Origin of the sequence: Hymenobacter swuensis DY53 (genome assembly GCF_000576555.1) — a bacterium.
Taxonomy (GTDB): Bacteria; Bacteroidota; Bacteroidia; order Cytophagales; family Hymenobacteraceae; genus Hymenobacter; species Hymenobacter swuensis.
Genome location: NZ_CP007145.1, coordinates 1,065,795 through 1,092,210 on the forward strand (window position 1 = coordinate 1,065,795; position 26,416 = coordinate 1,092,210).

Here is a 26,416-nt window from a genome sequence, read left to right on the forward strand (position 1 = left end):
GGCTTGATGCGCCACATGCTCGCAGTGACACGCCCCACTGAGCCACCAGCCTGTTATTTCAGTACCTTCACCTTAATGCCCACGTCCTGGATGGGCCATTTGTCGTTGCCGACGGGTTCAGCGGCAATTTTGTCGATAACATCCAGTCCTTCTACCACTTCCCCAAACACCGTGTACTGCCCATCGAGGCTGGGGACGCCGCCGATGGTGGTGTAGGTGCGTAGCTGGGCCGGCGTGAGGGTGCGGCCGGTGCTGGACTGGGCCCCGTACTCGGTAAGTTTCTGGCCCTGCACAATGTAAAAATCGTGGCTAGAAGACAGGCGGCCGGGGTTCTGCTCGTCGTCGTATCGGGCCATGCCCACGGCCCCGCGCTTGTGAAAATGCTCTGCCCGAATTTCCGGGGGCAGCCGGTACCGGCTTAGGCGCAGGGCCAGCTTATCGGACGTGCCACCCTGAATGGCAAAATCCTTCACTACCCGGTTGAATACGGTCTGATCGAAATATCCTTTCCGGCTCAGTAGCAGGAAGTTGGCTGTGTGTAGCGGCGTGTCGTCATACAGCCGGATACGCAGGTTACCGTGGCGCGTCTGGAGGAGTACTTCGCGGGCCGGGTACTGGCGGCCATACTCGGTCAGCAACTGCACCACGTTGGAATCGGCCAGGGCGCGCAAATCGGGACCGGGTACGGGCGGCGGGGCGGTGGTCGTACCCGTGTCGGTCGGCTGAGAATTGCACGCTGCCAGCAGACTCAGGACGGGGATACACAAAAAACGAAGCTTCATGGCGGGGAACTGGGGTGGGAGAGAGGCACAAGAAACCAAAAAAAGTGCGGCCTCGCCGTAGCAGAGCCGCACTCAAACTAATACTGACTGCCGCTGCCGGGGGTTACCAGCCCGAGCCGCTGGGCGTGTCCCAGCCGTCGGAAGCGGGCTTTTTCTTGGTTTTGGCCGGCTTGTCGGCTTTGGCTTTCTCCTTTTGGGCGGGGCCGTTGGCGGGCTTGGTTTTCGTCTTGACTTTGGTGGTGCCTTCGGGCAAGGCGGGAGCACCGGGTACGGGAGTAGGACTTGGGGCGGCCGGGGCCGGTTTCACGGCTTCAGCCTCCGCAGGCAGCGGCTGCATGTCGCGGGCGGCGTTGATGAGGTCAGGGCGTTCCTCGGCCTTTACCTTCTGCATGGCCAGCAACAGGCCCTGCTCCACCAGCAGGTTGTCTTTCCAGGCGTCCAACTCCACGTCCAGCTTTTCCTTTTCTTCTTTGCCGGGGACCTTTTTCAGCAGGGCATCCAGGTCGGGCGAGCCGGCATCCTTCCAGGCTGTAATCCACATCGAGGCTACCATGGAAGGGGCCTTTTTCAGGCGGAAGGCCACTTCACCGCCCACTTTTTCGTGGTAGGAATCAGCAAAAGCATCGGAGTAGGAGCGGCGGGTTTTGCCGTACTTATGGCTGAACACGTACTTGGTTTCGGGCGTGTACTTGCGCGTTATTTCCTCTTCCCGGTCGAAGGTGTCGCCCAGAAAGCCGTACGATTCCTGTACCACCTGCCAGATGCTTTTCAGGGCGTCTTTCTCGTAGCGGCCGGGCTCATTATCCAACTTGTACTTGCCAATGTTACGCTCAGGAAGCTTGCTTTCCCACAACGCATGAATGCCCTCCTGCTTGGTGAGCTGACCGTCGTAGTTTTCGGTGGTATGCAGCGGCACGTAGGCATCGGCCACGTAATGGCCCAGATCAGCCGAAAGGGCCAGAATGGCGGTGGTGTCGCGCTGTTTGAAAGCTTCGGTCAGCTTCTCCTTGGTTTCCATAATGGCCCAGGGCAACGTACCGTATTTGCGTAGGGTGTCGGCGGTGTACTTGGCTACGGCTTTGTCCCAGGCTTTGGGCATGAGGCCAAACGGGTCGTCGCCGTAGTGGTCGATGTCGATGAAGTGGCGGCCGGCTTCTAGCGGGTCCTGGTCGCGCCGTTCATCGGGAGCCGTGCTGAGTTTCACCAGCTTCACCATGTTGCGGTAATAGAACCCACGCATGGGACTAGGCAGCGAGTACACGGCCAGCTGCGTAATGGTTCGATGGCCAAAAAAGCCCCAGCCCGGTGACAGCACCGGGCACAACAGCACGATAAGAAGGGCAAGTAGTAGTTTTTTCATGGGACAGATCGGGCATGCGAAAGTCGAACGACGAAGGTACAATACAACCGATTGACGCGCTGATTTTTTGCGCGTTACCATTTTCGTTTCTCCACCTCAGCTCCTGATAAAGCCGTAGTATTATGCTTGGCCTTGTACCGCTGCTTCCCGTGTTTCTTTGCTCATGACGCTCATCTCCAAAAAGAAAATTAACTACCGCATTGGCGAGCGGCTGCGCCAGTATCTGCACCAGTATGACCGGGAAACCCACCTGCCCGTCACCTACCTCGACCTGACCCGCTTTACCGGTTCCTTCCCGCTGCTCAACCGCCAGGGCCGCGACACGCTCTGGGAAACGGTGTATTACGAGCCCCAGGCCCTGCGCGAGCTAAGCGAGGGGCTGGCCCAGGTGTACGCTCTGCTCAAAACTGCCGGCGACCTATCGTTTACCGACCACTTGGTGGCCGACCGGGTGGACTACTGCCGCTTCGGCAACAGCCACCCGTTCCGGGTGCGCATCGTGAACCAGCTCAACGACAACTACGACTACTTCTACGTGAAGCGGGCCGATGCCTCGCGGGTGTACGGCCTGGAGCTGGAGCACCTGTTGAGCCCCAACAGCATGAACTACCTGGTGCAAGGCGACTCGCTGATTGAGGAGCACATTGCCGGCATTCCCGGCGACGACTTCATCCGGGAGCATCTGCAGCGGCCTCACCTCAACCAGGTGCGCATTGCCAAGGAGTTTGTGAAGTTCAATGAGCGGTGCTTTGCCCGTTTGTTGGGCGATATGCGAGCCTACAACTACGTTATCGACGTGACGCCCGACTTTGAGGACGAGCAGTACCGCGTGCGGGCCATCGACTTCGACCAGCAGTGCTACGAGGGCAAAAAAACGATGTACATGCCCCAGTTCTTCAAGGACAACCGGGCCGTGGTGCAGCTGTGCAGCCGGCTGCTCACGCCCGAAAGTATCCGCCAGTACCAGACCGAGGAGCGCACCCTGATGGCCCGGCGCGTGCGCTCGGAACGGCACCGCCTCAAGGACCTGATGGATTGCCTCCGCCGCGACGAAGTATCACCGCCCGAGAAGGTGGAGCAGTTGCGTCAGCAGCTTAACCAGCACCACCGCACCCAGCAGTTCAGCCGCTGCCGCAGCATGGGCGACGTAGTGCGCCTCAACTTGAAAATCATGCTGTTGGCCCCCAATAAAGCGCTAGAAGGCTAGCCCGGTGCCAGCTGTTGCCGCTCCAGCAACTCGGTCAGTTTTTCATAGATAAACTCCGTGGCGCGTTGGCGCAGGGCGTCGCCAGTACCGGCAAATGCCTCCCGGTACTCGTGAGCTTTGCCTTGGAAAAGAATGGTGACAAATACGGTACCCACCGGCTTTTCAGGTGTTTCCGATCTGCCGGGGCCGCACAGGCCGGTAACGGCCACGCACACGTCGGCTTTGGGTAGGTGCCGGTGCAGACCCAACGCCATTTCGTTAGTTGTTTGCTGACTCTCGGCCGAATAGGTGGTGAGCGTAGCCTTTTTCACGCCCAGCAGCTGCTGTTTGGCTTCCGGATGATAGGTCACAACAGAACCCAGCAGCACCTCGCTAACGCCAGTAGCCGGGGCTAGCTGCGCCGCTACGAGTCCGCAAGTACAGCTTTCGGCCAGCGCCAGCGTGAGCTTGTGCTTGAGGAAATTCTGAATTAGCTCGTTAGGAAGGGACTTTTTCATAGGTAGGCAGAAAGTATGCTACCTACGCAGGCACCAACGGGAAGGGTGCGGCCGAGCTTATTCTCTCTAAAGTATTTGCGGGTGGTACGTTGCCGGTGCACCACCAGCAACGTACCACCCGTAAGCTACCCATAGCTACATGTGCCGCGCAGCCTGTAGACCACTGGCCCTACCGGCCCAGTCCAATTACCAGTCCCACCGAAACCTCCACGCCGCCGGGATTGATGATCTGCACCACATTACGCAGCCGCTGCGACGGATTGTACCCTATATCATACGTGACCGGGTCGCCGGTGAGCAGGATGCCGTAACCACCCGTCGCCAGCAGCCCAATGCGGCCCGGCTGCCAGCGCAGGCCACCACGCAGGTGCAGCGTGCCGCTGGGGCTCATGGAATACACGGCCTGCTCCCCATCCACCTCCACCGAAACGTCACTGATGCGGCCGGTGCGTACCAGGTTGGCCCCCACGTAAGGCGTGAATGGGCGGTCGGGGTTGAAGTAGTAGCGGGTGCCAATGCCAACCTTACCGCCTATGCCCAGGCCCAGTCCACCGTTGATATCCCAGTTGGGCGAGAGATGGTGCGCGTAGGAGACGCCAAACCCGTAGGGCGCGCCCCAACCCAGTTCCAGCGTCAGGCTGCCCTGGTAACGCGGCGCGGCGTCGGCGGCCGGGCGCTGGGGCATCTGCGGATACGTGGGCGTGGGGGCCGCGGGCTGGGGCGTGGTGCCGGGCTGCGGGACGCTGTTCAATTCTGTCTGGGCCAGGGCCTGGCCCGTAATCAGATACGCTAGCCCACCGGCCAGCAAAAGCGTAGATAATTTCTGCATGAGATAGGGTAAAAAATGTGTCTATATAGTCTTGGGCAAATATAGAGCCAGAATGCCCGGTTTCTTCGCCAGATTATTCCTGCCGGTACACCACGCCTTGTTTCATCACGAAGCGGACCTGCTGCATGGCGTTGATATCCTGCGTCGGGTCGCCCTGCACGGCCACCACGTCGGCCAGCTTGCCGGGCTCCAGCGTGCCCAGGTTGCTGGTCTGGCCCAGCAGCTCGGCGGCCCGCACGGTGGCACTGCGCAGCGCCTCCACGGGCGGCATGCCGGCCTCCACCATGTAGCGGAACTCCAGCGCATTCACGCCGTGCCGGAACACGGCCGCATCGGTACCAAACGCAATTTTGACCCCCGCCTTGTACGCCCGCCCGAAGGTGGCCTGCAGCTTGGGGCCGATGGCCAACGCCTTGGGCGTCACCAGCGGCGGGTAGTAGTTGGGGATGGTGGCCGAGTCGGCTACCGATTTGCCGGCCGTGATGGTGGGCACGTACCAGGTGCCGTATTTCTTCATCAGCCCGATGGTTTCGTCGTCCATCAGCGTGCCGTGCTCGATGCTGGTGACGCCCGCCCGGATGGCGCGCTTCATGCCCTCGGCCCCGTGGGCGTGGCAGGCCACGGCCAGGCCCAGGTCGCGGGCGGTTTCCACCACGGCCCGGATTTCGGCTTCCGTGAACTGCGGGGCCGAGCCGTCCTTGGCCACGCTGAGTACGCCGCCGGTGCTGGCAATCTTGATGAGGTCGGCCCCGCGCTTGTACTGCTCGCGCACGGCCTGACGGCCCTGGTCGGGGCCGTTGGCAATGCCATCGGCGGGGCCGGGCATGCCCATCAGGTCGAGGCGGTAGCCGTTGGTGGGGTCCATGTGGCCGCCGGTACCCGAAATGGCCTTGCCCGCCGTGAATACGCGCGGCCCCGTCACCTGTCCCCGGTTGATGGCGTTGCGCAGGGCGATGTTCACGCCGGAGCCGCCCAAATCACGCACCGTGGTAAAGCCGGCCAGCAGGGTTTTACGGGCGTAGTCGAGGGAGCCAAACGCCACGTCGGCCGGGTTCTGGGTGAATTCCTTGAGGTAGTTGTCTTTGCTGGTTTCGTTTTCCAGGTGCACGTGGCAGTCGATGAGGCCAGGCAGCACGGTGCGGTTCTTCAGGTCGATGACCTTATCCTGCGCCCCGGCCGGGGTCGAGTAGCCGCGTTCCACAGCTAACACGCGGCCTTTTTCTATTACCAGCGTCATCTCCGTCTGGGCGCGCTCAGAGCGCATATCCAGCAAACGGCCGCAGTGGAGGTAGGTTTTCTGCGCGTGCGCGGTCGTGCAGGCCAGTAGCAGGCCGCCGAGGGCCAAAGGCAAACGAAAGGAAAAGGGCATGATTGGGAGGGAGGCAAAGAATGAAGCAGGGCGGAAGATACAGCGGAAATAAACGCTGCATGCAGCCTAAAGTCGCGGCAATTCGTACCTTTTGGCACCCGTCCGGGCCTCCCGGATGACACACTCACTATTTCACCATCTCACCACTTTCCTTATGGCCTCTCCCGAAGAATTTGAAGCCGCTGCCGCCCGCAGCAAAGAGCTGCCCGCCAAGCCTGATAACACCACCCTGCTCAAAATGTACGCCCTCTACAAGCAGGGCAGCGAAGGTGACATCAGCGGCGACCGGCCCGGCGGGTTCGATTTCAAAGCCATTGCCAAGTACGACGCCTGGGCCGGCCTGCGCGGCAAATCCCAGGAGGAAGCCCGCCAAGAGTACGTTGACTTCGTAAACTCCCTGTTCTAAGCTTTCTGTCAGGAAGCTACAAGCCCTCAGCTACAAGCGGCAAGCCTTCTAAAAGGGACTTGCTGCCTGCAGCTGAGGGCTTGCCGCTTGTAGCTTGCCGCCTACGCCAGCGGAGCTGCGCCGGCGTCGGGCGTAGCGGGGGGCGTTACGGGAGCAGCGGGCTTGGGCGCAGGCAGGTCGAAGGCAGTGGCGTCGTGCTCGAAGTGGCCTTTGTGCGAACCGTCGCAGAAGGGCTTGTTCTTGGAGAGGCCGCAGCGGCAGATGCTGATTCGCTCCCGGCCGGCGAGGCCGTAGGGCTGGCCCTGGGCATCTACCAGCTCGAAATCGTTGCCATCAACGCGCAGAGAGCCATTGCTCAGGACGGTAAGTTTGGTTGCCATGGGGCGGGGAAAAGTAAGGTGAGAAAACAGGTGATTGGAATGCCGGAGTGGCGTCACAAGGAGCTATAGTGCCTTGCGCATCACATAGTCATTCATCCAGTAGGGGCCAATGGCAATGTCTTCCTCGTGGTGACGATGGAAGCCCAAATGCTCATAGAAGGCCTGGGCCGGGTTATGGCGGTTTACGTTCAGATCCAGCGTGTGGCCACCCGCCGCCCGTACAGCCTGTTCTACGGCCGCTACCAGCCGTTGGCCCAGGCCCTGGCCCTGATGCGCGGGCAGCACATAGATTTTCTGGAGCTTGTACAGGCCAGCCTCCGACTGCGCCGAGAAGGAGGCATAACCACCGGCCTGCCCTTCTACGTACACCAGCAAAAACGTGTGGCCTTGCTCCGTCATCTGCCGCTCCAACGATGCCGGCGTGTAAATCACCCGGTACATGTATTCCAGCTGCTCCCGCGAGATGATAAACCGGTACGTGGGCTCCCAGGTGGCTTCCGCCAGCCCCACAATCACCGGAATGTCGGCTAGGGTAGCGGGCTGGATGTGAATGGAAGGCGCGGTGGAAACTGACATAGCGGGCAAAAAACGGTATTTTTCGGCGTAAAACCGCGCCAAAAATCCAGAGTCGCGTGTTTTGGGCCGGAAATTGCCCAGGCCCCTATACGGGTTCGGCACCGGGGCCGTTCCTATTCTACTTCTTCCTCACCTACTCCCGCCAACTCCTGCTCTATGAAACTTCCTTTTTCGGGTGCGCTACTAACGGCTGCCGGCTTGTTGCTGACTACGGCGGCCACCGCCCAGCAAACGCCTAAAACAACGACCAAGCCTTCGGCTTCCACCTCGAAAACCTCTACTGCCACCACGGCCGGTGTGGAGCGCGACCTGCGTGACTTCAGTGACTGGGTGAACGACAAGGTGGACCGCGCCGCTACCACGGCCCGCCGCGAGCTGCCGCGCATCAGCGAGGAGTTTGACCGCCAGAGCAAGCGCATCGATAAGGCCGTGGACAGTCTCACGGTGGAAGGCAAACGCGAGTACAGCACCCAGAAAGTGCGCTACCAACGCTGGGCTACTCGTCAGGACAGCCTTGATGCCTCCGCCCGCCGCCCCGCTACCGCCGACCAGGCCCAGCGCCGCCTGCTGAACGAAGACGTGAACATCAGTAAGGCCCGCCCCACCGAACTATCAGACCTGTATTTCCGCCTGATCGAAACTATGCGCTCCGATAAGCAGAACTGGACGCAGGCCGACTGGAGTGCTGCCAGTGCCGTGCTGACCCGCCTGAACACCCGTTATGAACAGGTGCGGGAGCAGATTCCGCTGGAAGAGCGCCTGCGCATCCGTACGCTGCAGGGCGAGTTCCGGACCCTGGAGAAAGCCCGCGACGTGAAAGATGTGATTCGCGAATAACCGCTTTTTATTATGCACATGTACCGCCGCGCCCGATGAACAAGTTGTTCATCGGGCGCGGCTGGTTTTGAATGTTTTAGGTAGGGTTGGCAGTATGGGGAGGCCTGTGCAACGGCTGGGGCTGAATACGGAGCCATTGCCAAGCGGCCGGCACATCGTAGAAAAGCTGAATGGGAATATGCTTTCGGACGCGTTCAAAGAAAGTCAGGCTGGCCAGCTGGTTGTGCATATCGGGGGAGAAGACGTAGGCAATGGCGCGCAGCCCACCCTCCATTGCCTGCGGCAGCCACTCGTACTCCAGCCAGTCCATGGCCTCATTCCAGTCGCCGGTAGCCTGGCTTTTATCATTGAGCAGGAGCGGACAATAAAGGGTAGTCTGCGCCCTGAGATACTCCTGGGCCACATGGGTAACCTCGCGGCCTGTGAGGTTGCCGTACCAGCGGGCGCACAATACTTTCTGGGTTGGTGAGTGCAGGAAGTCCACCAGCGGCTTGCCATTCGCGTCAGCAACAGTGCCTACTGGCTCTAAATGAAGGGATGACATGGCGCGGGTAGTTAAAAAGAACATGCAGGAAAGGCTATATGGTTCTACGGCCGGGTTAGCGTAGCGTTGAGTTCGTTTGGCTTGCCTATTTTTGGGGCTCCGTTTTTTTCTGCACCTCGCTCATGCACATTGCAATCGTCGGCAACATTGGCGCCGGCAAAACCACGCTGGCTAACAAACTGGCCCATCACTTCAATTGGGAAGTATTCCTGGAGGACGTCGACCATAATCCGTATCTGAAGGATTTCTACGACGATATGCCGCGCTGGGCGTTCCATCTGCAGGTATATTTCCTTAACAGCCGCTTCCGCCAGACCCAGCGTATCAAGGAGCTGCAGAAAACCGGCAAGGGCGTCATTCAGGACCGCACCATTTATGAGGATGCTCACATCTTCGCGGCCAATCTGAACCAATCGGGCCTGATGACGGAGCGGGACTACCAGAACTACCTGAGCCTGTTCAACTCCATGATCAGCATGGTGAACCCGCCCGACCTGCTGCTCTACCTGCGCGCCGACCTACCCAAGCTGGTTCAGCAGATTGAAAAGCGCAACCGCGACTACGAAAACAATATCAAAATCGACTACCTCAAGCACCTCAACGAGCACTATGAGGAGTGGATTCAGCAATACGACCACGGCAAGCTGCTCATCGTAGACGTGAACAACTTGGACTACGTGAACAACCCCGAAGATCTGAGCGTCATCATCGAGAAGATTAACAGCAAGCTGTTCGGGTTCTTTTAATTGAAGTAGAAGAGAAAAAAGTAAAAGCGCCGCTTTTACTTTTTTCTCTTTGACCTCCCTTACTCCCCCGTCATAGCCTCATTAAGGAACTGCACGAAGGGTTTGGCGGCCTGCCAGGCTTCCAGCACCCGGGCCGGGAAATCGGGGCGGCGCACGTCGGCGTCGGAGAAGGAGCGCCACACGAAGAAGCTTTTCAGCCGCAGCCACTCAATGTCGGGGTCGGTTTTGTCGTAGCCCTTGGGAGCCGTTTTGAGGGCCTGTGACTGATCGAGGCCGTGGGGAAAGTGGTGCACTAGCTCGGGGTGCTGGCGGATGGCGTGGAAGGCGGCCCCATTGTAGTGGATTTCCTGGCGGATGCCAGCTAGCTGCTGGGGCTCGGGCATCCAGCGGCCGGCACCTACGTATGTTTCGCCATCGGGCTGCAGGGCAATAAAATAGCCGGCCTGGGGGCTGTGCCGGCCGCCGGGCTTGATGCCCGCACCCATATGGCGCTTGTACGGCTCGTCGCTCTGCTGAAACCGGTCGTTTTTGTTAATGCGGAACATTACCTCGGAAGGCGAGAGGCCGCGCAGGCCGGGTTCCAAATCGGCGGAAGCATCGCGCAGCAGTTGGGCAATGAAGGCGGTGTACTCGGCGCGGGCTTGGTGGTAGTCGGCGCGGTGCTGGTCCATCCAGGCTTTGTTGTTGTTGGCGGCCAGGGCACGCAGGAAATCCAGAATGAGGGCAAGATTCATAAGCAGAAGGAAGAAAGGCGGGCAGGGCCTGAAAAGCAGCCGCCCCGCACCGCTAAGCGGTACGGGGCGGCCGTGATGCGGGTTGGCGGTGGCTAATGTTTGCCCAGCGCCTGCGAGTTGCTCAGACCGGTCCGGTCGTTGAGAGCCCAGTTAAACGAGCGGTATTCCACCTTGGCCGTGGGTAGCACCGGTACCAGCGCGTAGCGGTTCACAAACTCGAGTACCTGCGCTTCGGGACCGAATTCGGCTGCGTAGGATTCAAACAGGCCCGAGAGCTGCACCTGTTGCGGGGTGAGCTGGTTGAAGGCCGGGTCGTTGAGGAAGCGTTTGGCCTGGGCGTCGAGCTGCTCGTTGACACGGGTGCCGGTGTAGGCTTCGGCCAGCACCGGGGGGCAGGAGGCCGCGCCGTACATTAAGGCAAAGTGGACGCGTGGGTCGTGAAACTGATTGCGCAGCACTTCCCGCTCAATCTGGTTGAGCGAATACGACTGGCCGCCCACGTTGACTACAGGCGCTTCCCAGGGCGACTTCAGCCCTCCGATTTCCTTCACCCGGATGTCGTTGATGCTGGCCAGCGGGTAATACTGCAGAATAAGGGAAGCGGCGGCGGCGTTGTAAGTGTTAATCCAGAAGGCCTTGGTGTCGTCCGCGGACCAGGTTTGCGGGTCGGGCTTTATTTTGCGCAGGCTTTGCAGGTAGTCCAGCAGCTGGGTTTCCTCGTCCAGCATGGCTTCGTAGTTGAAGCGGCCATCGGTGGTGACGTGGTGCTGCAACAACTGGTTCCAGGGTTGCTGCAGCTTGTCCAGCGCTGGGTTTGCTGCCGCGTTGCTCAAGGCCGGCCACCAGCTCAGCAGCAGGATAACCAGGAAAAAGCGGGAAACCAGACGGGGCAGCAACGGCATGAGCAAGAACGAAGGGCGGCGGAGAAAAAGCAAAGATAAGCAGCTGAACCAGAACCGCCCTAAGTCCTTGTCTCAGTCAGGTGCCCTTGTTTCACCATTGAGTTTATTCAAGATTGAAAAGGGAGCAGCAAATAGTTCGGATTCGCCGCAACTGGTCAACGAGCAGCAAACAGCCAGCCCGGGTTACGCCTTATAACTGACCACCGTCAGCGTGTCGCCGACGCGCACGCTACCCTGACCAGTGCTGGTTACGTTTTGCCCGAACATGACTTTGCTGCCTTCTGTGCGGTAGGTGGCCAGGGTGCGGAGCGGCTCGCCACCCGGGTTTTTTTTGGCAGTAGTCTGGTCGATGGTCGTGAGCACGCACCGGCCGCAGGCACGCACGGCCCGGAAGCTGACATCGCCGACTTGGAAGCTGGCCCAGTCGTCCTCGGCAAAGGCCTCGCCGCCGCTGAACACCAAGTTGGGCCGGAACCGGTCCATGCCCACCGCCTCCGCTAGCCGCGTGTTCAGCTCTGCCAACGACTCCTGCCCGATCAGCAGAAACGGGTAGCCATCGGCAAAGCTCACTAGCTGGCCCTCGGGGTTGTGCTCGGGCTCCACGTCGCGCCGCACCATATCCGACATGTACACCAGCTTGCACTCTTCGCCTAAAGCCTCCGTCAGCCAGGTATCGCACTCGGGCTTACCGCGCCAGGCAAACACCATATCGTCCCAGATGGTCACGAACAGGGTTTTTTCGGGCGTGGCCTCAAAGGGCACGTAGAGCGGCAGCAGCTCGGGCCGCTGCTGGTGGCTAAGCAGGAAGCCGTTGTAGGCCGGGGCCACTTTCAGGTGGGCCATGGCGGCGGTCTGGCGCTGCGTCATGAACTGATTGCGCGCATTCACAATCAGCCAGCGCCGGTCGTGGCGCAGGCCGCGTGGTTCCACGGTAGCCTCGGTGAGGCGAATACCGCCCAGGGATTTTACCGGATAGATGTACAGATCGGAGAGCAGAAGGGGAGCAGCCATGCTGCAAAGATTGTTGAATTGTTGGAGTGTTGGATGGCTGGATGGGTGCATGGTTGGGCACTTCACCAATTCACCCATCCAGCCATCTAACCATCCAACCATCCAACCATTCACCTAATGCAACGGCCGCTTTTTGATCATGCCGCCTTTGGTTTCTTTGACGCTGTGCATCACCATGAAGGCATTCTGGTCGATCTGCTCGACTTCGGCTTTGAGCTTGGTGAGCTCCAGACGGGTGATGACAGTGAAAACAATGTCGATGGCATTGGCCTGGTGGCCGTGGGTGCCGTAGCCGCCTTTGCCGCTATATACGGTGGCACCCCGGCCCATTTTCTCGGTAATCATGCGCCGGACGGCATCAGCCTGACCCGACATGATGGTAACGCCGGTGTACTCCTCTAAACCATCAATTACGAAGTCGATGGTTTTGGCGGCGGATAAGTAGGCCAGGATAGAATACAGCGCCGTTTCCAGGGACAACACGTAGGCAGCCACCCCGAAGATGACGATATTGAACACCAATACAATATCGCCGATGGTCATGCTGGATTGCTTGCTGAGGAAGATAGCCATGATTTCTGTGCCATCGAGCACACCGCCGCCCCGCATAGCCAGCCCAATACCGGCCCCCAGGAAGAACCCGCCAAAAACGGAAATCAGCAACTTGTCGTGGGTGATGATGGGGTAAGGCACCAGGGCCAGCACCAAGGCCAGGGCTACAATGCCCAGCAGTGTACGGATGGCCACGCCGGGGTCGAGCTGCCGCCAGGCCATGAATACGAACGGGACGTTGAGCAGCACGATAAGCACGGGCAGCGGCCAGCCGAAAATCTGGACCAGCAGCAGGGAGATACCCGTGACGCCGCCATCCAGGAAGCCGCCGGGCAGCAGGAAGCTCTCCAGCCCGAAGCCTGCCGACAGCACGCCTGCCACCATCAGAAGCGTATTGGTAATTTGTCGTCGCCACCAGAGCCCGTCGCGGGGCGGACTTTTCGGGGCAGCCGAAACGGGTTGGATAAGCGGTGTGGTAGTAGCCGGTTGATGCATGTTGTGCAGGAACAGAAGATAAGAAATCAGATTAAACAGCAGTGGCTGCTTAACAAGGATACGCTTACAGAAGGCGTAACGTTGGTTTTTAGCCGAATGGCCAGACTTTCTATAGAGGCTGCCTGCTCCGCTGGAAAGCCAACTGCCCCTGCCGCCGCATCGTCTTTTTAACGACCCAGTGGCAGGGGCAGGGTTGCGCGTCAGCCGCGAATCTGGCCCTTACGGCGTGGGCTGCTGGGCCAGCTGCACGGCCCGGTACAGGTTCACGATGCCGCCCGTGCTCGACAGCTCAGCGAAGTCTATCAGCTTGGTAGAGCCGGGCTGGCGCACCTTGGTGTGTACCGGCTGGGCTGAGGCCAGAATGATGCGCTTGAGCTGCGCCGCCGTCAGCTGCGGGAAGTACGATTTGAGGGTGGCCGCAATGCCCGTCACCACGGGCGCGGCCATGCTGGTGCCGCTCAGGTTGCCATATTTGCCGCCGGGTAGGGTAGAGTAGATCTGGTGGCCGGGTGCAAATACATCCACCTGCGTCTTGCCGAAGTTGGAGAAGTCGGCGGCCAGGGATTCGTCGTTGAGGCGGGCCGAGGCGCCCACGGTAATCATGTTCGGGATGCGCTGGCCGCTCTGGAACACCGGGGCCGGGTACTGCAGCGTCTTGTCGAGGTCGTTGTTCTCGTTACCGGCTGAGTGGATGAGCAGCACACCCTTCTGGTCGGCGTAGCGAATGGCTTCCTCCACGGCCGGCCGCTGGGGCGAGTAGTACTTGCCGAAGCTCATGTTGATAATCTGGGCCCCATTGTCCACGGCGTAGCGGATGGCGTTGGCCACATCCTTGTCCCGCTCGTCGCCGTCGGGAATGGCGCGCACGGCCATCAGCTGCACGTTGGGCGCAATGCCCAGGATGCCTTCCCGGTTTTCCCGGTCGGCCCCAATGATGCCGGCTACGTGGGTGCCGTGCAGGGCGTCGGGGCCGGTTACGTCACGGTTGCCGTAGTCGCGCTGCTTCACATTGTCGGGCTGGTCGCCGACGATGGGGCGGGGGTTGAACTGCAGGTTGAGGCCGTACTCCTGCTGGTCCTGAGTTTCCTGGAGGCCCTTTTTCATTTCCATCAGCACGTCGTCCATCGAGGCGAAGCCGGTCTGCACCAGCATCTGGTAAATACCCCTTGACACCTGGCGCAGCTCAGGGTCCTGGGTGGGTGGGGTGCGCAGGGTGGCCGTATCGAGGCGGGCTACTCCGAGGGCGACCCTGAGGCCCTCAGCACCTTGGGCGTTTTCGGCGTAGGCTTGGCGGTAGTTCTGGAGCTGTTCCACATTCTCCTTCACCTTGGCCTCGTAGCTCTTCTTTACCTTCAGGTAGAGGTCGTACTCGGCGCGCTTGGCAGTGGGCACGGCAGTGCGGGTTTTGCCTTTGTAGAGGGGCTGCAGCCGGGCCAGCAGGCGGGTTTCCTCCAACGCTTCCTGGTTGATGTTGCGGCCGTCGGCCCCACCCAGGTAGTTCCAGCCGCGCACGTCGTCGGCGTATCCGTTCTGGTCATCGTCCTGACCGTTGCTCACTATTTCCCGGGGGTTGCGCCAGAGCACGCGCCGCAGGTCAGCGTGGGTGGTGTCGATGCCGGCATCAATCACGGCCACTACCACGGGCGTGGAGGCTTTGCCTTGCAGCAGCTCTTGGTAAGCGCGCGTCACGCTCACGCCCATTACGCCGCCATCTTGCTCCGCATCGAGCAGGTACCACTGCGGGGCCGCTGGCACCGGGGCGGCCACGGTAGTAGGGGCTGAAACCGACGGGGGCGTACTCTGGGCCGAAGCCAGGGCAGGCAATAAAAACGAAAAACCCAGCAGCCGAAGCCGGGCGGAGAGGGGATATGCCATGCGAGAGAAGTCAGAGACAAAGGTAACGCCCGCTGTACGCAAGCACCGGGCCAACAGATTAAAGCAGTGGTTCAGCCGGAAGGTAACTGGTATAGGCAAGGCTGCAACCGCAACAGGCCGTAACGGACGCGGGACTTTTCAGCGGGTTGCCTGTTGTGCCCGGCTGTCTGTCTGCCTGCAACCTCCCGGCTGGCCGCCTATCTTTACTGCCCGGCCACCTCAACTGCCTCTTTCATGCGCCTCCGCTACTTCCGCGCCGTTTTATCGGCATTCTTACTTCTTACTTCTCAATTCTTAGTTGGCGAAGCCCAGGCCCAGGCCCCCAAAACCTGGTCGTCCTCCGAGATTCTGCTGGGGCTCAAGAAGCTGAACGTGCTGGGCTCGGCTCTGTACGTGGCCGCTCACCCCGACGATGAGAACACCCGCCTGATTGCCTACCTCGCCAACGGCCGCCTGGTGGAAACCGGCTACCTCAGCTGCACCCGCGGCGACGGGGGCCAGAACCTCATCGGCCCGGAGCTGCGTGAGGGGCTGGGCGTTATCCGGACGCAGGAGCTGCTAGCGGCCCGCCGCATCGATGGGGGCCGGCAGTTCTTCACCCGCGCTAACGACTTCGGCTTCTCGAAAACGCCCGAGGAAACCTTCACCATCTGGGACAAAGAGCAGGTGCTGGCCGATATGGTCTGGGTGATCCGGCAGCGCCGGCCCGACGTGATGATTACCCGCTTCCCGCCCGACGCCCGGGCCGGCCACGGCCACCATACGGCTTCGGCCATGCTGGCCATTGAAGCCTTCTCGGCCGCCGCCGACCCCAAGCGCTTCCCTGAGCAGCTGCAATACGTGCAGCCCTGGCAGGCCAGGCGGCTGCTCTGGAATACCGGCAGCTTCTTCGTGAAGGCCGGCGAGGACATGAGCCAGTACCTGAAGCTGGATGCCGGCGGCTACAACCCGCTGCTGGGGCAGAGCTACGGCGAAATTGCCGCCCGCAGCCGCTCCCAGCACCGCAGCCAGGGCTTCGGCAGCAGCGCCCAGCGCGGCGAGGCTCTGGAGTATTTCCAGCCCCTGAAAGGCGACAAGGCCACTACCGACCTGTTCGAGGGCGTGGATATGACCTGGAACCGGGTGCCCGGCGGCGCGGCCGTGGGCAAGCTGGTAGACGAGGTAATCCGCAAGTACGACCCGGCCAATCCGTCAGCGAGTGTGGCCGGGTTGCTGAAGGTGCGGACGGCGTTGCAGAAGCTCAAAGAAGAATCTAGTAACTACTGGTTTAGTGAAAAGCAGACAAGTTTAGATCAGCTAATTCAGGCTAGCCTTGGATTGCATTTAGCGGCAACTGTAAGTGAGCCTAATGTTGCGCTTGGACAGACTATCAAAATCAATAGAGAAGCACTTAATACCTCAGATATACATATCACTTGGCACCGAGATGTGTACAAGTCGGATGGCCAAGCAGCAACTGGAGAATTACCAAAAGGCAAAGTTGTAAGTGATCCTGTGGACTTTGAGGTGCCATTAGCCACGAGCATTTCTCAGCCTTTTTGGCTCACATCTCCGGGTACAATTGGTATGTACCGAATAGATCTAACAGGTATCAAAACAGTGCAAGGGTTTGGGTTCGGTAAGCACCAATGGACTATTCAGGAACTGATAGGTAAGCCAGATAATCCTGCTAGCATAAGTGTTTGGAATGAGTGTTTGATCCTCGCTCCGGGCATGAAAGAAAGCCAGACTTTGAGATTTGAAGTCCCCGTCCAATACAAAAGCACCGACCCGGTGGAAGGGGAGAAGTACCGCCCGCTGACGGTGGTGCCGCCGGTGATGGTGAACGTGGGCGGCCACGCCTACGTGTTTGCCGATAACCAGCCCAAAACCATTCCCGTGACGCTGCGCGCCGGCAAGGCGGGTGTGAAGGGTACCCTGGCCCTGAACCTGCCCAAAGGCTGGACCGCCGAGCCCGCCAGCATTCCGTTCGAGCTGGGAGCTAAAGACGCCGAGCAGACCGTGCAGTTCCGGGTGCAGCCCGACGCGGGCGCGGCGGAAGGCAAATCGGAGCTGCGGGCCGTGGCTACCGTGGACGGGCAGGCGTACTCGCGCGGCTACCAGACCATAGCGTACACCCACATTCCCACCCAAACGCTGTTCCCCGAAGCCGTGGCCCCGCTGGTGAAGCTGGATTTGCGGCGCAAGGGCCAGGAAATCGGCTACCTGATGGGGGCCGGCGACGAGGTGCCCGACGCCCTGCGCCAGATTGGCTACACCGTGACCCTGCTCAAGCCCGAAGACCTCACCGAGCCGAACCTGCGCCGCTTCGACGCCGTGGTGCTGGGCGTGCGCGCCTACAACACCCTGGACCGGCTCAAAACCCTGCAGCCCACGCTGCTGAAGTACGTGGAGCAGGGCGGCAATCTGGTAGTGCAGTACGTGGTAAACCGCGGCACCGTGCTGCCGCAAATCGGCCCCTACCCGCTCACCCTCAGCACCGACCGGGTGACGGTGGAAAACGCTCCGGTTACCTTCCTCAACCCCACGCAGCCCCTGCTCAACACGCCCAACAAAATCACCAGCAAGGATTTCGAGGGCTGGGTGCAGGAGCAGGGCCTCTACTACCCCAGCCAGTGGGACCCCAAATACCAGACCGTACTCAGCAGCAACGACCCCGGCGAGAAAGCCAAGGAAAGCGCCATCCTGGTAGCCGACTACGGCAAAGGCCACTACATCTACACCGGCCTCTCTCTGTTTCGGGAGCTGCCCGCCGGCGTACCCGGCGCGTACCGGATCTTGACCAATATGGTGTCGTTGGGCAAGTAGCGCGCAGCTCTGCTTCGCGCATCGTTGTGAAAAGGTAAGTAGTCAGTACCGCATCGGGCAACGTTGCGCCTCACCCCCCCCGGCCCCCTCTCCGAAAAGGAGAGGGGGAGCCGAACGACAGTGATATTCCAGTTATGTACTCGTTTACTGTGCCTCTGCGTTTTTATGTATGGTCTTTGATTTTCGGGTTACTCTCTATCCCGCTTGTTCTACTGCTGATTATAGCCGTGGACGAGCCGCTGGCCGGGCTGTTGCACCGGCACGGCGCGCCGCTGCGGCCGTTTTTTGCGGGCATTATGCGGGCGCATGATGCGATTACGGATAAGCTGATGCCGCTGTGGCTGTGGCCGCTGCTGCTACTGCTGTTTGCCGTGGCCCGGCTGCGGTGGTGGCCCCACTGCACCATCTGGCTGGTGGCGCTGCTGACGATGGTGAGCAGTCAGGGACTGCGCCACCCTCTGGCCATGTATTTCAACCGGCCCCGGCCGGGGCAAGTGTTCGGGCATTTGGTCACCAACGCTGATTTCTGGCAGGCGGCCGGGCGGTTTGACGCGTTTCCGTCGGGGCACGCGGCCGGCACGGCGGGGCTGCTGCTGCCCTGGGCGCTACGGTTTCCGAAGGCGCGGCCCTGGCTGTTGGGCTGGCTGGGGCTGGTGTGCCTGGGCCGGGTGGTGCTGGAGTTTCACTGGCTCAGCGACGTGGTGGCGGGCGCGGCGCTGGGGCTGCTGCTCACCTGCGGCTGGGACCTGACCACCGGCTGGCTGCGCCCTAGTAGCGCGCTACTGGAAGCTACGGTTTCGTGCGTTATCTTGCCACTGTCAATTCCTTTCCTAATCGTGCCGCACCCCGCAACTCCCGAAACCGAATCTGATTTGCCGCCGCTGCTGCCTTCGTGGCGGGCGTGGTACTGGCTGGTGCTGGGGGCGCTGGCGCTGGAAATCGGGCTGTTTGTGTACCTGACCCAGGCGTTTGCATGAGCGGGCTCGACTGGCTGATTCTGGGCGGAACGCTGCTGTTCATTGTGGGCTACGGCACCTGGCGCACCCGCCGCGCCGGCGAGTCGCTGGATGGCTATTTGCTGGGCGGGCGGCAGGCTTCGTGGTGGGCCATCGGGCTCAGCATAATGGCCACCCAGGCTTCGGCCATTACCTTTCTGAGCACCCCCGGCCAGGCCTACGACGACGGGATGCGCTTCATCCAGTTCTACCTGGGGCTGCCGGTGGCCATGGTGCTCATTGCCATTTTCGTGGTGCCCATCTACCACCGCTTGCAGGTATTTACGGCCTACGAGTACCTGGAAGGCCGTTTTGACCGGCGCACGCGCACGTTTGCGGCACTGCTGTTTCTGGTGCAGCGGGGCCTGAGCAACGGCCTGAGCCTGTACGCGCCGGCGCTGGTGCTGTCGGCTATTCTGGGCTGGGATATTCAGCTGACGGTGTGGCTGCTGGGTACCGTGATGATTGCCTACACCGTATCGGGCGGCACCCGAGCCGTGATGGTGACCCAGCAGGGGCAGGTGGCCGTAATATTCGTGGGGCTGTTGGTGGCGGGCTACCTGTTGGTACATTACATGCCGGCTGAGGTCGGGTTTACCGATGCCATGCGCGTGGCTGGGCACCAGGGTAAGCTCAACCTCATCGACTTCCACTTCGACCCCACCGACCGGTACAACTTCTGGTCGGGCATGACGGGCGGCCTGTTCCTGGCCCTCTCGTACTTCGGCACCGACCAGAGCCAGGTGCAGCGCTACCTCACCGGCCGCAACGTGACGGAAAGCCGCCTGGGTTTGCTGATGAACGGCCTGCTCAAGATTCCGATGCAGTTCGGGATTCTGCTGCTGGGCGTGCTGCTGTTCGTGTTCTATCAGTTCAACCCCGCCCCGCTCACCTTCAACCGGCCGGTGTACATGAAGGTGGCCCACTCCGAGCAGTACGGGCCGGCGTTGCGGGAACTGGAGCGCGAGCACGCTACGCTGTTTGAGGTGCGCCGCCGCGCTACCGGCCGCCTGGTGCAGGCCCTGCAGGCCGACGACCCTGCCGCCATTGCCGCCGCCGAAACGCACCTGCAAGCCACCCAGGCCGCCAACCTAGGCCTGCGCCAGCAAGCCCAGCAGCTGCTCAAAAAAGCCGAGCCCACCACCGAAGCCAAAGACACCGATTATGTGTTCCTCACCTTCGTGCTCAACTACCTGCCCCAGGGGCTGGTGGGGTTGCTGGTGGCCGTGGTGCTGAGCGCCGCCCTGGGTTCGGCCGCCGCTGGGCTCAATGCCCTAGCCTCTACCACGGTGGTTGACTTGTACAAGCCGCGTCGGCCGGGGCAGCCGGAGGTACACTACGTGCTGGCCTCGCGGGCCGCGGCCGTGGGGTGGGGCGTGCTGGGTATCGGGTTTGCCACCTTCGCCGCCCGCCTCGAAAACCTGATTCAGGCCGTCAATATTTTGGGCTCGTTGTTCTACGGCACCATTCTGGGTATTTTCATGGTGGCGTTTTTCCTGAAAGCCGTGGGCGGCCGGGCCGTGTTCTGGGCCGCCGTGGTGGCCCAGGCCGTGGTGCTGGTTCTGTTCTTCACCACCGACATCGGCTACCTCTGGTTCAACATCATCGGCTGCGGCGTGGTGGTGTTGGGGAGTCTTTTAGGACGCAAGACTACAAAAGGCTAAAAAGCCAGTTCCCCTCCTTGGAAAGGAGGGGAACTGGCTTTTTAGCCTTTTGATCTTACAGCTTGCCGGCTTTCTTGGCTTCCATCATCAAGTCCTCGTTCATCTTCACGTAGTCAGCGTTTTTGTTGTCGAGGGCCAGCTTTTTGGATTGTTCGGCGGCGGTGATGGTGCCTTTGTAATCCTTCATTTTCATGCGGATTTTGGCCTCGGTGTGCAGGTTCCAGAACTTGGGGTCGGTGGCGTTGGCTTTCTGCATCCAGGCCAGGGCCTGCTTGAGGTCCTTGTCGTTGTCGAGGTAGTAGACGGCGGCGGCGGCCATGTCACCGGTACTGGCGCTAGCGTTTTTGATGACTTTCTCATCAATCTGGGCCATTACCTTGGTTTCCACGTCGGTGGTGATTTTGAACTTAGCGCCGGTCATTTCCCACTGCATGTCCACGTTGGCGGTGGCGGGCGTGAGGTCGGTGAAGTTCATGGTGAAGGTTTCCACCTTGGCGGGCACCTTGTAGGTTTTGATGGTGAAGCGGGCCACGTCCTCATCGTCCTTGAAGCCGTCCACGTTGGCCCCCATCTTGGTGCTCTTGTTCAGTACTACAATCCACTCCGTCTTGCCGGGAATGGTGTAGATGCCGTACTCGCCGGCCGGTACCTTTTTGCCTTCCACGGTTACATCATCCGAGAATTTGATGCTGGTGGTGGCGTTGGCACCCGTGCGCCACCGCTTGCTGAATGGTACCAGGTTACCGAAGGCAGCACGGCCCCGTAGGTTGGGGCGGGAGTAGACCAGCGTTACATCGGTGAGGCCCACGCGCTGCTGAATGGTGCTTTTGGGGCTGGCCTGGGGCGTGCTGATCTGGGCCTGGGCGGCGGTGCTCAGGAGCAGGCCGCTCACCAGCAGCGTCGCGCTCAGGGCGCGGGAAGAAGACGTGCGAAAAGTCGAAGTAATCATGCGAGAGAGAAAAGAGGCGTTGGGAATTCGATGCGAAAGTAAGGGAAATCTGCCCGGGTAGTTGGTGGGGGTAACCGGCCCACAGACGCACCGGGCCCCGGCCGGGTTGCGGCTACAAAGTTTGCTGGGCAATGTGGTGGCGGGTGAGCAGCGCGGCTACCTCGGCGGGCGTGGCGGGTGGTTGCAGGCGGCGCATATCCAGGTAGTAGCAGGCGGCCTCGGTAGGGTAGAGTAGTAGCCAGTGCGGCTGCACCCATACTGCTCGTCGGATCAGGCTCCACTTGCCGGAAAATTGCCCCAGCAAACTGCGTCCGATGATTTCGGTATCAGTCAGCGTAAATTCCACGGGCTGTTGCAGCGTTGTGTTTTTGGCGTAGCCCTGGCGCAGCTGGTAGCGCACCAGCCCGGCTCGGAACAGCGCATATAGCACTGCCACGGCCAGAAAAACCAGGGTGGAAGGCTGGGTAAGCCGGCCGTGCTGGTACGCATCCAGCCCCACACTCACGCCTAATAGTGCCATGGCCGCGCCCAGAATCCAATGGTTGAGGCGGGTGCGTGGCCGAGCCCGCCACAGTCGGAAGTTCACGGCCACAAACTCCTCGGCGGAAAGCTGCACGCCGGCCAGCGTAATCGGGGTTAATTTCATCAAGAGGCGAAGGTAGCCGCTGGGCCGCTTTCTTTGTGTTTGCCAATGAGAACCAGCACATCTACGGCCGTATAAGGTTCCGGTACCTGCCGCAAATCCAGGTAGTAGGCGAAATCGGGGCCGGGGTAGAGCAGCAGCCAGTCGCCGACCTGCTGCACCCGGGTGAGGGAGTGCCAGTGCAGCCGCTGCCAGCCCTGGGGCCATTGCACAGCTAGGCCGGTTTCGGAAACCCGAAAGCCCAGCGGCTGCGGCCGTTGCTGGTATTCCCGAAAGGCCCGTCGGTACTCCCACCACTGGTATAGCAGGCCCAGGCCGGTAAACAGGCTGAATATCACCAGATATCCAACCCCACCTGTTGGCTCGAACCAAATACAATAGCCCACGGCCCCAGCTAGTAAACCCAACCACAACTGCACCTTACGTCTCCACGGGTCGGAAGTAGCTGGTTTCTGCTTAGCGGCCAACTCCGGGTACCGCTGCCGCTCTTGCGTCTGATGAATCAACTGGTACTCCGGGAAAGTAGGCGGGGTGGCGGGGAGTTGAATAGAAGGCATACGTGTGATTACCGGAAGAAGCCTAGCACATCAGCTGGGGTAGCTGGGGGCTGCACCCGACGCATATCCAGGAAAAAAGCGGTTTGAGCAGAGGTTTGCAGCAACAGCCAGTTGCCATAATGGCGCAGTTGCACTATCGCCTCCCAATCCAGAGTGGTGTGAAACGAAGGGGCCGTTACCTGTACCCCGTTATCGTCCAACGTATAGGTAACGGCTTCCTGCAGAAACGCACTTCGTTGGTATTGCTGCCAGATAGACCACACTATAAGGAAGGGTAAGCCCATCATGACCAGTGAGAAAATACTTCCTGTCGGGTCATTTTTCCACTGACCGCCTAGCGGTTGGTCATCCATCAGCTGTAGGATGAAAACCGCCCAAATACCCGCTGTTGCGAGGAGAGGAACAAGGAATAGGGGACGCGTTTGGAGCGTGAAGCGGAGCGACAGAAGCAGATATTGCCAAAAGGACAGCCGTACTTCAGTAAAAATAATAGGCATTACCGGAGAACAGGAGCTTATAGAATGGCTATACCATAATGCTGCAGTAAAGCACGTAAATCGGCCTCGGTGGCTGGAGCCTGGATGCGGCGGCTATCCAGCAGATAACCTTGTTGGTTTTTATTTGCGAGAAAATACCAATCCCCCACCTTGCGGGCGCTATGCACGGTGTGCCAGGCGCTGCTACTTTGTAGGAGCGGTGTACGAAGCGCAATGCCGCTTTCCGACAACGTGTAGGTGGCTGGCTGCTGGTACAAGGGTATTTTGCTGAAACTATGCTTCAATAAGACCCGGTTAGCAAACATCAGCACGCCAACCATCAGCATAATAAGAAAAGTACTGATGCCTGCTTTGAAAAGCACAGATGAAGAGGCCGTATCGGCAAACCAAGTGGTATAAAGCAGATAGCCTAGCACCAAAGCGTAGAGCCACCATCTTTGTCGCAGCAGAATGTGCTGCTGAATTCGGCGAAACTCCGGGAATGAAATCTGAACGTCGGGGATAGTAATAGTGGACTGCATCAGCTCAAAGATAAAAGCCACCACAGGAGTTTGACACCCTATTCGGATTCCGTAGCCAGAACAGGTTAATACCTTAAGTCTGGAGCCGCTGTAGAAAAGGCATAACTGCATCAGCCAGCCGGCCGGCAGCCACATCCTACCGCTGGTATGTGTAGGCCAAAAAGACATGACGGCTGTCATGCTCCTGCAACTGGTTCATTAACTTCCTGATGCGGAAAGCCGGGGTACATTGGTCGGCTTCCAAGATGAAGTTGGTGTGGTAAACCGGATTATATTCTGGATAGTAATACGGATTATGCATAATTACCTGCTTATGTGCCTGTAGCCAGCGCGGCAGGAATTTCAGATCTAGGCCGGGCTGCCGGAAATGGTTCAGATTGATAGCATTCTGCCCGAGTACTGTGGGTAAGGCGTAACCCGCTGTCAGATGCCGCATTAGTTGCATGTGAGTTAGCGAATCCCCTTCTTCCATATAAAAACGCCCCTGCTCAGTCAGATAAATAGTTGTAACCGGACTCTCCATTAGTTGGCAGCCCAAGTATCGGTATTGCTTGGACGGCAGCTGAATATGCGGTCGGTTGGAAAAATGCGGCGGCGCAATTATCAACAGCATGGCTGTGAGAAGCAAAGCCACGCTGGCCAGTGCCGGCATACCATATAAAGGCTGGAGGCTGAGGCGACGAGGATGCGCTAAGGCAGGCATAGAAGGAAAAAACAGGATGTGCAGATAAGATAGAAAACGTCAAACAAAAAACGGGCAACGCTACAGCGTTGCCCGTTTCATTCAATCCGTGCCATCCGATGAATCTGGCTAAATCCGTGTTTTAGGTCAGCTCAAACTGTAGCTTGAGCAGGTTGGCGTAGAGGCCGTTTTCGTTGTGGCTGAGGTCATCGTGGGAGCCTTGCTCGGCAATGCGGCCGCCGTCAATTACCAGAATCTTGTCCACCTTGCGGATGGTGCTCAGGCGGTGGGCAATGATGATGCTGGTGCGGTTCTGCATGAGCTCATCCATGGCCTGCTGCACCAGCTTCTCGCTTTCCGAGTCGAGGGCGGAGGTGGCTTCGTCGAGTAGCAGGATGGCGGGGTTTTTCAGGATGGCGCGGGCAATGGCCACGCGTTGGCGCTGCCCACCCGAGAGCTTGATGCCCCGCTCGCCCACCAGCGTATCCAGCCCCTCGGGAAAGGAGCTGATGAACTGCCAGGCGTTGGCTTTGCGGGCGGCCTGCACAATTTCCTCATCGGTAGCGTCAGTTTTGCCGTAGGCAATGTTTTCGCGGATAGAGCCACCGAACAGGATGGTTTCCTGGGGTACGATGCCGATGTGGCGGCGCAGCTCCGTAAGGTCGTACTGCCCGATGGGGCGGCCGTCGATGGTAATCTGACCGCTGCTGAGCACATAGAACTGCATCAGCAGCTGCACAATGGTGCTTTTGCCCGCGCCTGAAGGGCCTACCAGCGCAATCTTCTCGCCGGCCCGGATGGAGAAGCTGATGTCCTGGAGCACCGTCAGATCGGGGCGGGTAGGGTACTGGAAGGCGACATGCTCGTAGGCAATATCGCCCCGCAGGCGGATGGGAAGCGCGCTTGGCTGGTGCGTGGGTTCGGTGGGTTCATCCAAAATTTCCAGGATGCGCTCCGAAGCGCCCAGCGTGCTTTGCACCTTGCCGTACAGCTCGCCCAGCCCCGCCACGGAGGCTCCAATGAAGATGGTGTAGAGCGCAAACTGCGTCAGGTCGCCGATGGACATCTGGCCCGATTGTACCAGCGAGGCCGCCCGCCACAGCACCAAAATAATGCCCCCAAACAGCCCGATAATCACGAACGACACGAAACCGCCCCGGTAGAGGTTGCTTTTCAGGGCCGCCTGCACGGTTTTGGTGAGCGAGGAGGTGTAGCGGCTCGTTTCGAACTGCTCATTGGTGAAGGCCTTCACGGTGTTGATGCCCTGCAGGGTTTCCTCCACAATGACGTTGGTTTTGGCCAACTCGTCCTGGGTCGTTTTGGCCAGCACCCGGATTTTCTTGCCGAACACCATGGCCAGCACCACAATGGGCGGAAAAGTGAGCAGCATAAACAACGACAGCTTCACCGACACCACCATGATGAAGATAATGCCCACCACCAGCGTCATCACCTGCCGGAACAGTTCGGCCAGCGTGAGCGAAAACGAGTCCTGGATAATGCCCACATCGGAGGTGATGCGGGAGGTGATGGCGCCTACGCGGTTTTTCTCAAAGTACGGAATGGGCAGCGTCACGAATTTACGGTAGAGCGCCTGCCGGATGTCGCGCACGGTAAACTCACTTACCTGGGTAAAAAACCAGATCCGCCCGAACGAGAAGATACCCTGCAGCAAAATTACCAGAAACAGTCCCAGCGCAATCTGATTGATGGTGAGCGTGGTGCCGTTGAGGCGTACCGGCTGGCCGTTGGCCGTGTCCGTGAGCTTGCCGATAATCCAGGGGAAAGCCATAACTGTGGCGCTGGACAGCGTCAGAAGCACCATGCCCACAATAAACTTAGCGCGGTATGGCAGCGTGAAGCGGAAAATCCGCAGACCTTGTTGAAAACTCTCTTTGGTAAGCTTGACCTTGGGGGCGTCGGCCCCCGCCTGGCCACTGGTATTCATTCCGCTTCTGGCTGCCATTTTGCTAAAGTAAGTAGTCAGTAATGGGTAAT

The 26,416-nt window shown here is 59.8% G+C and carries 27 protein-coding genes; 7 read left to right on the top strand and 20 right to left on the bottom strand.

The genetic code is table 11. The annotated features are described in order from the left end of the window. Positions 1-53: 53 nt before the first annotated feature. The gene (locus HSW_RS06070; protein ID WP_052346164.1) at positions 54-782 is read right to left on the bottom strand and encodes a peptidylprolyl isomerase; all 729 of its coding nucleotides are present in this window, start codon (positions 780-782) and stop codon (positions 54-56) included. 103 nt (positions 783-885) lie between these two features. Continuing rightward, positions 886-2,142, bottom strand: coding sequence for a zinc dependent phospholipase C family protein (locus HSW_RS06075; protein WP_052346165.1), 1,257 nt, complete (start codon positions 2,140-2,142; stop codon positions 886-888). Positions 2,143-2,305: 163 nt separating this feature from the next. On the opposite strand from HSW_RS06075, the gene HSW_RS06080 reads away from it, so the two are divergent. Beyond that, entirely contained in the window at positions 2,306-3,349 is a 1,044-nt protein-coding gene (locus tag HSW_RS06080) for a hypothetical protein (protein WP_044001236.1), read from the top strand. On the opposite strand, the gene HSW_RS06085 is transcribed toward HSW_RS06080, so the two are convergent. The 3 genes from HSW_RS06085 to HSW_RS06095 form a co-directional block, all read right to left on the bottom strand. Next, entirely contained in the window at positions 3,346-3,846 is a 501-nt protein-coding gene (locus HSW_RS06085) for a CinA family protein (protein ID WP_044001237.1), read from the bottom strand. The two genes, HSW_RS06080 and HSW_RS06085, sit on opposite strands and share 4 nt — an antisense overlap. A 169-nt stretch (positions 3,847-4,015) precedes the next feature. Beyond that, positions 4,016-4,675 (bottom strand): hypothetical protein, encoded by a 660-nt coding sequence (locus HSW_RS06090; RefSeq protein WP_044001238.1) that lies wholly within the window; start codon positions 4,673-4,675, stop codon positions 4,016-4,018. 73 nt (positions 4,676-4,748) lie between these two features. Continuing rightward, on the bottom strand, positions 4,749-6,044 hold the full coding sequence (locus HSW_RS06095; RefSeq protein WP_044001239.1) for an amidohydrolase family protein: 1,296 nt from the start codon (positions 6,042-6,044) through the stop codon (positions 4,749-4,751). A gap of 154 nt (positions 6,045-6,198) precedes the next feature. On the opposite strand from HSW_RS06095, the gene HSW_RS06100 reads away from it, so the two are divergent. After that, a complete protein-coding gene (locus HSW_RS06100) occupies positions 6,199-6,450 on the top strand; it encodes an acyl-CoA-binding protein (protein ID WP_044001240.1) in 252 nt (83 codons plus the stop codon). 101 nt (positions 6,451-6,551) lie between these two features. Here HSW_RS06100 and HSW_RS06105 read toward each other — a convergent pair whose 3' ends face one another. Beyond that, on the bottom strand, positions 6,552-6,830 hold the full coding sequence (locus HSW_RS06105; RefSeq protein WP_052346166.1) for a CDGSH iron-sulfur domain-containing protein: 279 nt from the start codon (positions 6,828-6,830) through the stop codon (positions 6,552-6,554). A gap of 63 nt (positions 6,831-6,893) precedes the next feature. After that, positions 6,894-7,406, bottom strand: a complete 513-nt coding sequence (locus HSW_RS06110; protein WP_044004186.1) for a GNAT family N-acetyltransferase — start codon at positions 7,404-7,406, stop codon at positions 6,894-6,896. A 156-nt stretch (positions 7,407-7,562) separates the two neighbouring features. Between HSW_RS06110 and HSW_RS06115 the strand changes: the two genes are divergently transcribed. After that, entirely contained in the window at positions 7,563-8,243 is a 681-nt protein-coding gene (locus tag HSW_RS06115; protein WP_044001241.1) for a DUF6565 domain-containing protein, read from the top strand. A gap of 76 nt (positions 8,244-8,319) precedes the next feature. Here the strand turns inward: HSW_RS06115 and HSW_RS06120 are convergent, their stop codons facing one another. Beyond that, positions 8,320-8,787 carry a hypothetical protein gene (locus HSW_RS06120; RefSeq protein WP_155832845.1) on the bottom strand — a complete coding sequence of 156 codons (468 nt, stop codon included), beginning with the start codon at positions 8,785-8,787 and terminating at the stop codon, positions 8,320-8,322. Between the two features lie 122 nt (positions 8,788-8,909). Here HSW_RS06120 and HSW_RS06125 point away from each other — a divergent pair, with 122 nt between their 5' ends. Beyond that, positions 8,910-9,533, top strand: coding sequence for a deoxynucleoside kinase (locus HSW_RS06125; RefSeq protein WP_044001242.1), 624 nt, complete (start codon positions 8,910-8,912; stop codon positions 9,531-9,533). Positions 9,534-9,592: 59 nt separating this feature from the next. Here HSW_RS06125 and HSW_RS06130 read toward each other — a convergent pair whose 3' ends face one another. From HSW_RS06130 to HSW_RS06150, 5 genes are all read right to left on the bottom strand, one after another. Then, positions 9,593-10,267: a DUF2461 domain-containing protein gene (locus HSW_RS06130; RefSeq protein WP_044001243.1), complete on the bottom strand. Its 675-nt coding sequence runs from the start codon at positions 10,265-10,267 to the stop codon at positions 9,593-9,595. 92 nt (positions 10,268-10,359) lie between these two features. After that, on the bottom strand, positions 10,360-11,169 hold the full coding sequence (locus tag HSW_RS06135) for a DUF547 domain-containing protein (RefSeq protein ID WP_052346168.1): 810 nt from the start codon (positions 11,167-11,169) through the stop codon (positions 10,360-10,362). A 183-nt stretch (positions 11,170-11,352) separates the two neighbouring features. Beyond that, on the bottom strand, positions 11,353-12,180 hold the full coding sequence (locus HSW_RS06140; protein WP_044001244.1) for an MOSC domain-containing protein: 828 nt from the start codon (positions 12,178-12,180) through the stop codon (positions 11,353-11,355). 114 nt (positions 12,181-12,294) lie between these two features. Further along, positions 12,295-13,227, bottom strand: a complete 933-nt coding sequence (locus HSW_RS06145) for a YitT family protein (protein ID WP_081768275.1) — start codon at positions 13,225-13,227, stop codon at positions 12,295-12,297. Between the two features lie 219 nt (positions 13,228-13,446). Further along, positions 13,447-15,102, bottom strand: a complete 1,656-nt coding sequence (locus HSW_RS06150; RefSeq protein WP_081768276.1) for a S8 family peptidase — start codon at positions 15,100-15,102, stop codon at positions 13,447-13,449. A gap of 234 nt (positions 15,103-15,336) precedes the next feature. On the opposite strand from HSW_RS06150, the gene HSW_RS06155 reads away from it, so the two are divergent. The 3 genes from HSW_RS06155 to HSW_RS06165 all read left to right on the top strand — a co-directional run bounded on the left by HSW_RS06155 (position 15,337) and on the right by HSW_RS06165 (position 20,569). Next, entirely contained in the window at positions 15,337-17,910 is a 2,574-nt protein-coding gene (locus HSW_RS06155) for a PIG-L family deacetylase (protein WP_044001245.1), read from the top strand. Between the two features lie 176 nt (positions 17,911-18,086). Then, complete coding sequence (locus HSW_RS22560) at positions 18,087-18,887, top strand: phosphatase PAP2 family protein (RefSeq protein WP_197031951.1); 801 nt, start codon at positions 18,087-18,089, stop codon at positions 18,885-18,887. Next, positions 18,884-20,569, top strand: a complete 1,686-nt coding sequence (locus HSW_RS06165) for a sodium:solute symporter (protein ID WP_044001246.1) — start codon at positions 18,884-18,886, stop codon at positions 20,567-20,569. The genes HSW_RS22560 and HSW_RS06165 overlap by 4 nt, the downstream gene beginning before the upstream one ends. Before the next feature lie 55 nt (positions 20,570-20,624). Here the strand turns inward: HSW_RS06165 and HSW_RS06170 are convergent, their stop codons facing one another. The 7 genes from HSW_RS06170 to HSW_RS06200 all read right to left on the bottom strand — a co-directional run bounded on the left by HSW_RS06170 (position 20,625) and on the right by HSW_RS06200 (position 26,384). Then, a complete protein-coding gene (locus HSW_RS06170; RefSeq protein WP_044001247.1) occupies positions 20,625-21,518 on the bottom strand; it encodes a DUF2911 domain-containing protein in 894 nt (297 codons plus the stop codon). A 112-nt stretch (positions 21,519-21,630) separates the two neighbouring features. Continuing rightward, a complete protein-coding gene (locus tag HSW_RS06175) occupies positions 21,631-22,164 on the bottom strand; it encodes a hypothetical protein (protein ID WP_044001248.1) in 534 nt (177 codons plus the stop codon). Beyond that, complete coding sequence (locus HSW_RS24110) at positions 22,164-22,718, bottom strand: hypothetical protein (protein ID WP_155832846.1); 555 nt, start codon at positions 22,716-22,718, stop codon at positions 22,164-22,166. The genes HSW_RS06175 and HSW_RS24110 overlap by 1 nt, the downstream gene beginning before the upstream one ends. Before the next feature lie 8 nt (positions 22,719-22,726). Further along, a complete protein-coding gene (locus tag HSW_RS24115; RefSeq protein WP_155832847.1) occupies positions 22,727-23,005 on the bottom strand; it encodes a YcxB family protein in 279 nt (92 codons plus the stop codon). Between the two features lie 227 nt (positions 23,006-23,232). Next, the gene (locus HSW_RS06190; RefSeq protein WP_155832848.1) at positions 23,233-23,736 is read right to left on the bottom strand and encodes a hypothetical protein; all 504 of its coding nucleotides are present in this window, start codon (positions 23,734-23,736) and stop codon (positions 23,233-23,235) included. Between the two features lie 136 nt (positions 23,737-23,872). Then, positions 23,873-24,439, bottom strand: coding sequence for a hypothetical protein (locus tag HSW_RS06195; protein ID WP_044001252.1), 567 nt, complete (start codon positions 24,437-24,439; stop codon positions 23,873-23,875). 121 nt (positions 24,440-24,560) lie between these two features. Next, entirely contained in the window at positions 24,561-26,384 is a 1,824-nt protein-coding gene (locus tag HSW_RS06200; protein WP_044001253.1) for an ABC transporter ATP-binding protein, read from the bottom strand. Between the last annotated feature and the right edge of the window lie 32 nt (positions 26,385-26,416).

Excerpts from the sequence above, each read along its gene's own strand:
- HSW_RS06070 (WP_052346164.1), bottom strand. The coding sequence starts at position 782 with ATGAAGCTTCGTTTTTTGTGTATCCCCGTCCTGAGTCTGCTGGCAGCG.
- HSW_RS06075 (WP_052346165.1), bottom strand. The coding sequence starts at position 2,142 with ATGAAAAAACTACTACTTGCCCTTCTTATCGTGCTGTTGTGCCCGGTG.
- HSW_RS06080 (WP_044001236.1), top strand. The coding sequence starts at position 2,306 with ATGACGCTCATCTCCAAAAAGAAAATTAACTACCGCATTGGCGAGCGG.
- HSW_RS06085 (WP_044001237.1), bottom strand. The coding sequence starts at position 3,846 with ATGAAAAAGTCCCTTCCTAACGAGCTAATTCAGAATTTCCTCAAGCAC.
- HSW_RS06090 (WP_044001238.1), bottom strand. The coding sequence starts at position 4,675 with ATGCAGAAATTATCTACGCTTTTGCTGGCCGGTGGGCTAGCGTATCTG.
- HSW_RS06095 (WP_044001239.1), bottom strand. The coding sequence starts at position 6,044 with ATGCCCTTTTCCTTTCGTTTGCCTTTGGCCCTCGGCGGCCTGCTACTG.
- HSW_RS06100 (WP_044001240.1), top strand. The coding sequence starts at position 6,199 with ATGGCCTCTCCCGAAGAATTTGAAGCCGCTGCCGCCCGCAGCAAAGAG.
- HSW_RS06105 (WP_052346166.1), bottom strand. The coding sequence starts at position 6,830 with ATGGCAACCAAACTTACCGTCCTGAGCAATGGCTCTCTGCGCGTTGAT.
- HSW_RS06110 (WP_044004186.1), bottom strand. The coding sequence starts at position 7,406 with ATGTCAGTTTCCACCGCGCCTTCCATTCACATCCAGCCCGCTACCCTA.
- HSW_RS06115 (WP_044001241.1), top strand. The coding sequence starts at position 7,563 with ATGAAACTTCCTTTTTCGGGTGCGCTACTAACGGCTGCCGGCTTGTTG.
- HSW_RS06120 (WP_155832845.1), bottom strand. The coding sequence starts at position 8,787 with ATGTCATCCCTTCATTTAGAGCCAGTAGGCACTGTTGCTGACGCGAAT.
- HSW_RS06125 (WP_044001242.1), top strand. The coding sequence starts at position 8,910 with ATGCACATTGCAATCGTCGGCAACATTGGCGCCGGCAAAACCACGCTG.
- HSW_RS06130 (WP_044001243.1), bottom strand. The coding sequence starts at position 10,267 with ATGAATCTTGCCCTCATTCTGGATTTCCTGCGTGCCCTGGCCGCCAAC.
- HSW_RS06135 (WP_052346168.1), bottom strand. The coding sequence starts at position 11,169 with ATGCCGTTGCTGCCCCGTCTGGTTTCCCGCTTTTTCCTGGTTATCCTG.
- HSW_RS06140 (WP_044001244.1), bottom strand. The coding sequence starts at position 12,180 with ATGGCTGCTCCCCTTCTGCTCTCCGATCTGTACATCTATCCGGTAAAA.
- HSW_RS06145 (WP_081768275.1), bottom strand. The coding sequence starts at position 13,227 with ATGCATCAACCGGCTACTACCACACCGCTTATCCAACCCGTTTCGGCT.
- HSW_RS06150 (WP_081768276.1), bottom strand. The coding sequence starts at position 15,102 with ATGGCATATCCCCTCTCCGCCCGGCTTCGGCTGCTGGGTTTTTCGTTT.
- HSW_RS06155 (WP_044001245.1), top strand. The coding sequence starts at position 15,337 with ATGCGCCTCCGCTACTTCCGCGCCGTTTTATCGGCATTCTTACTTCTT.
- HSW_RS06165 (WP_044001246.1), top strand. The coding sequence starts at position 18,884 with ATGAGCGGGCTCGACTGGCTGATTCTGGGCGGAACGCTGCTGTTCATT.
- HSW_RS06170 (WP_044001247.1), bottom strand. The coding sequence starts at position 21,518 with ATGATTACTTCGACTTTTCGCACGTCTTCTTCCCGCGCCCTGAGCGCG.
- HSW_RS06175 (WP_044001248.1), bottom strand. The coding sequence starts at position 22,164 with ATGAAATTAACCCCGATTACGCTGGCCGGCGTGCAGCTTTCCGCCGAG.
- HSW_RS24110 (WP_155832846.1), bottom strand. The coding sequence starts at position 22,718 with ATGCCTTCTATTCAACTCCCCGCCACCCCGCCTACTTTCCCGGAGTAC.
- HSW_RS24115 (WP_155832847.1), bottom strand. The coding sequence starts at position 23,005 with ATGATGGGCTTACCCTTCCTTATAGTGTGGTCTATCTGGCAGCAATAC.
- HSW_RS06190 (WP_155832848.1), bottom strand. The coding sequence starts at position 23,736 with ATGCAGTCCACTATTACTATCCCCGACGTTCAGATTTCATTCCCGGAG.
- HSW_RS06195 (WP_044001252.1), bottom strand. The coding sequence starts at position 24,439 with ATGCCTGCCTTAGCGCATCCTCGTCGCCTCAGCCTCCAGCCTTTATAT.
- HSW_RS06200 (WP_044001253.1), bottom strand. The coding sequence starts at position 26,384 with ATGGCAGCCAGAAGCGGAATGAATACCAGTGGCCAGGCGGGGGCCGAC.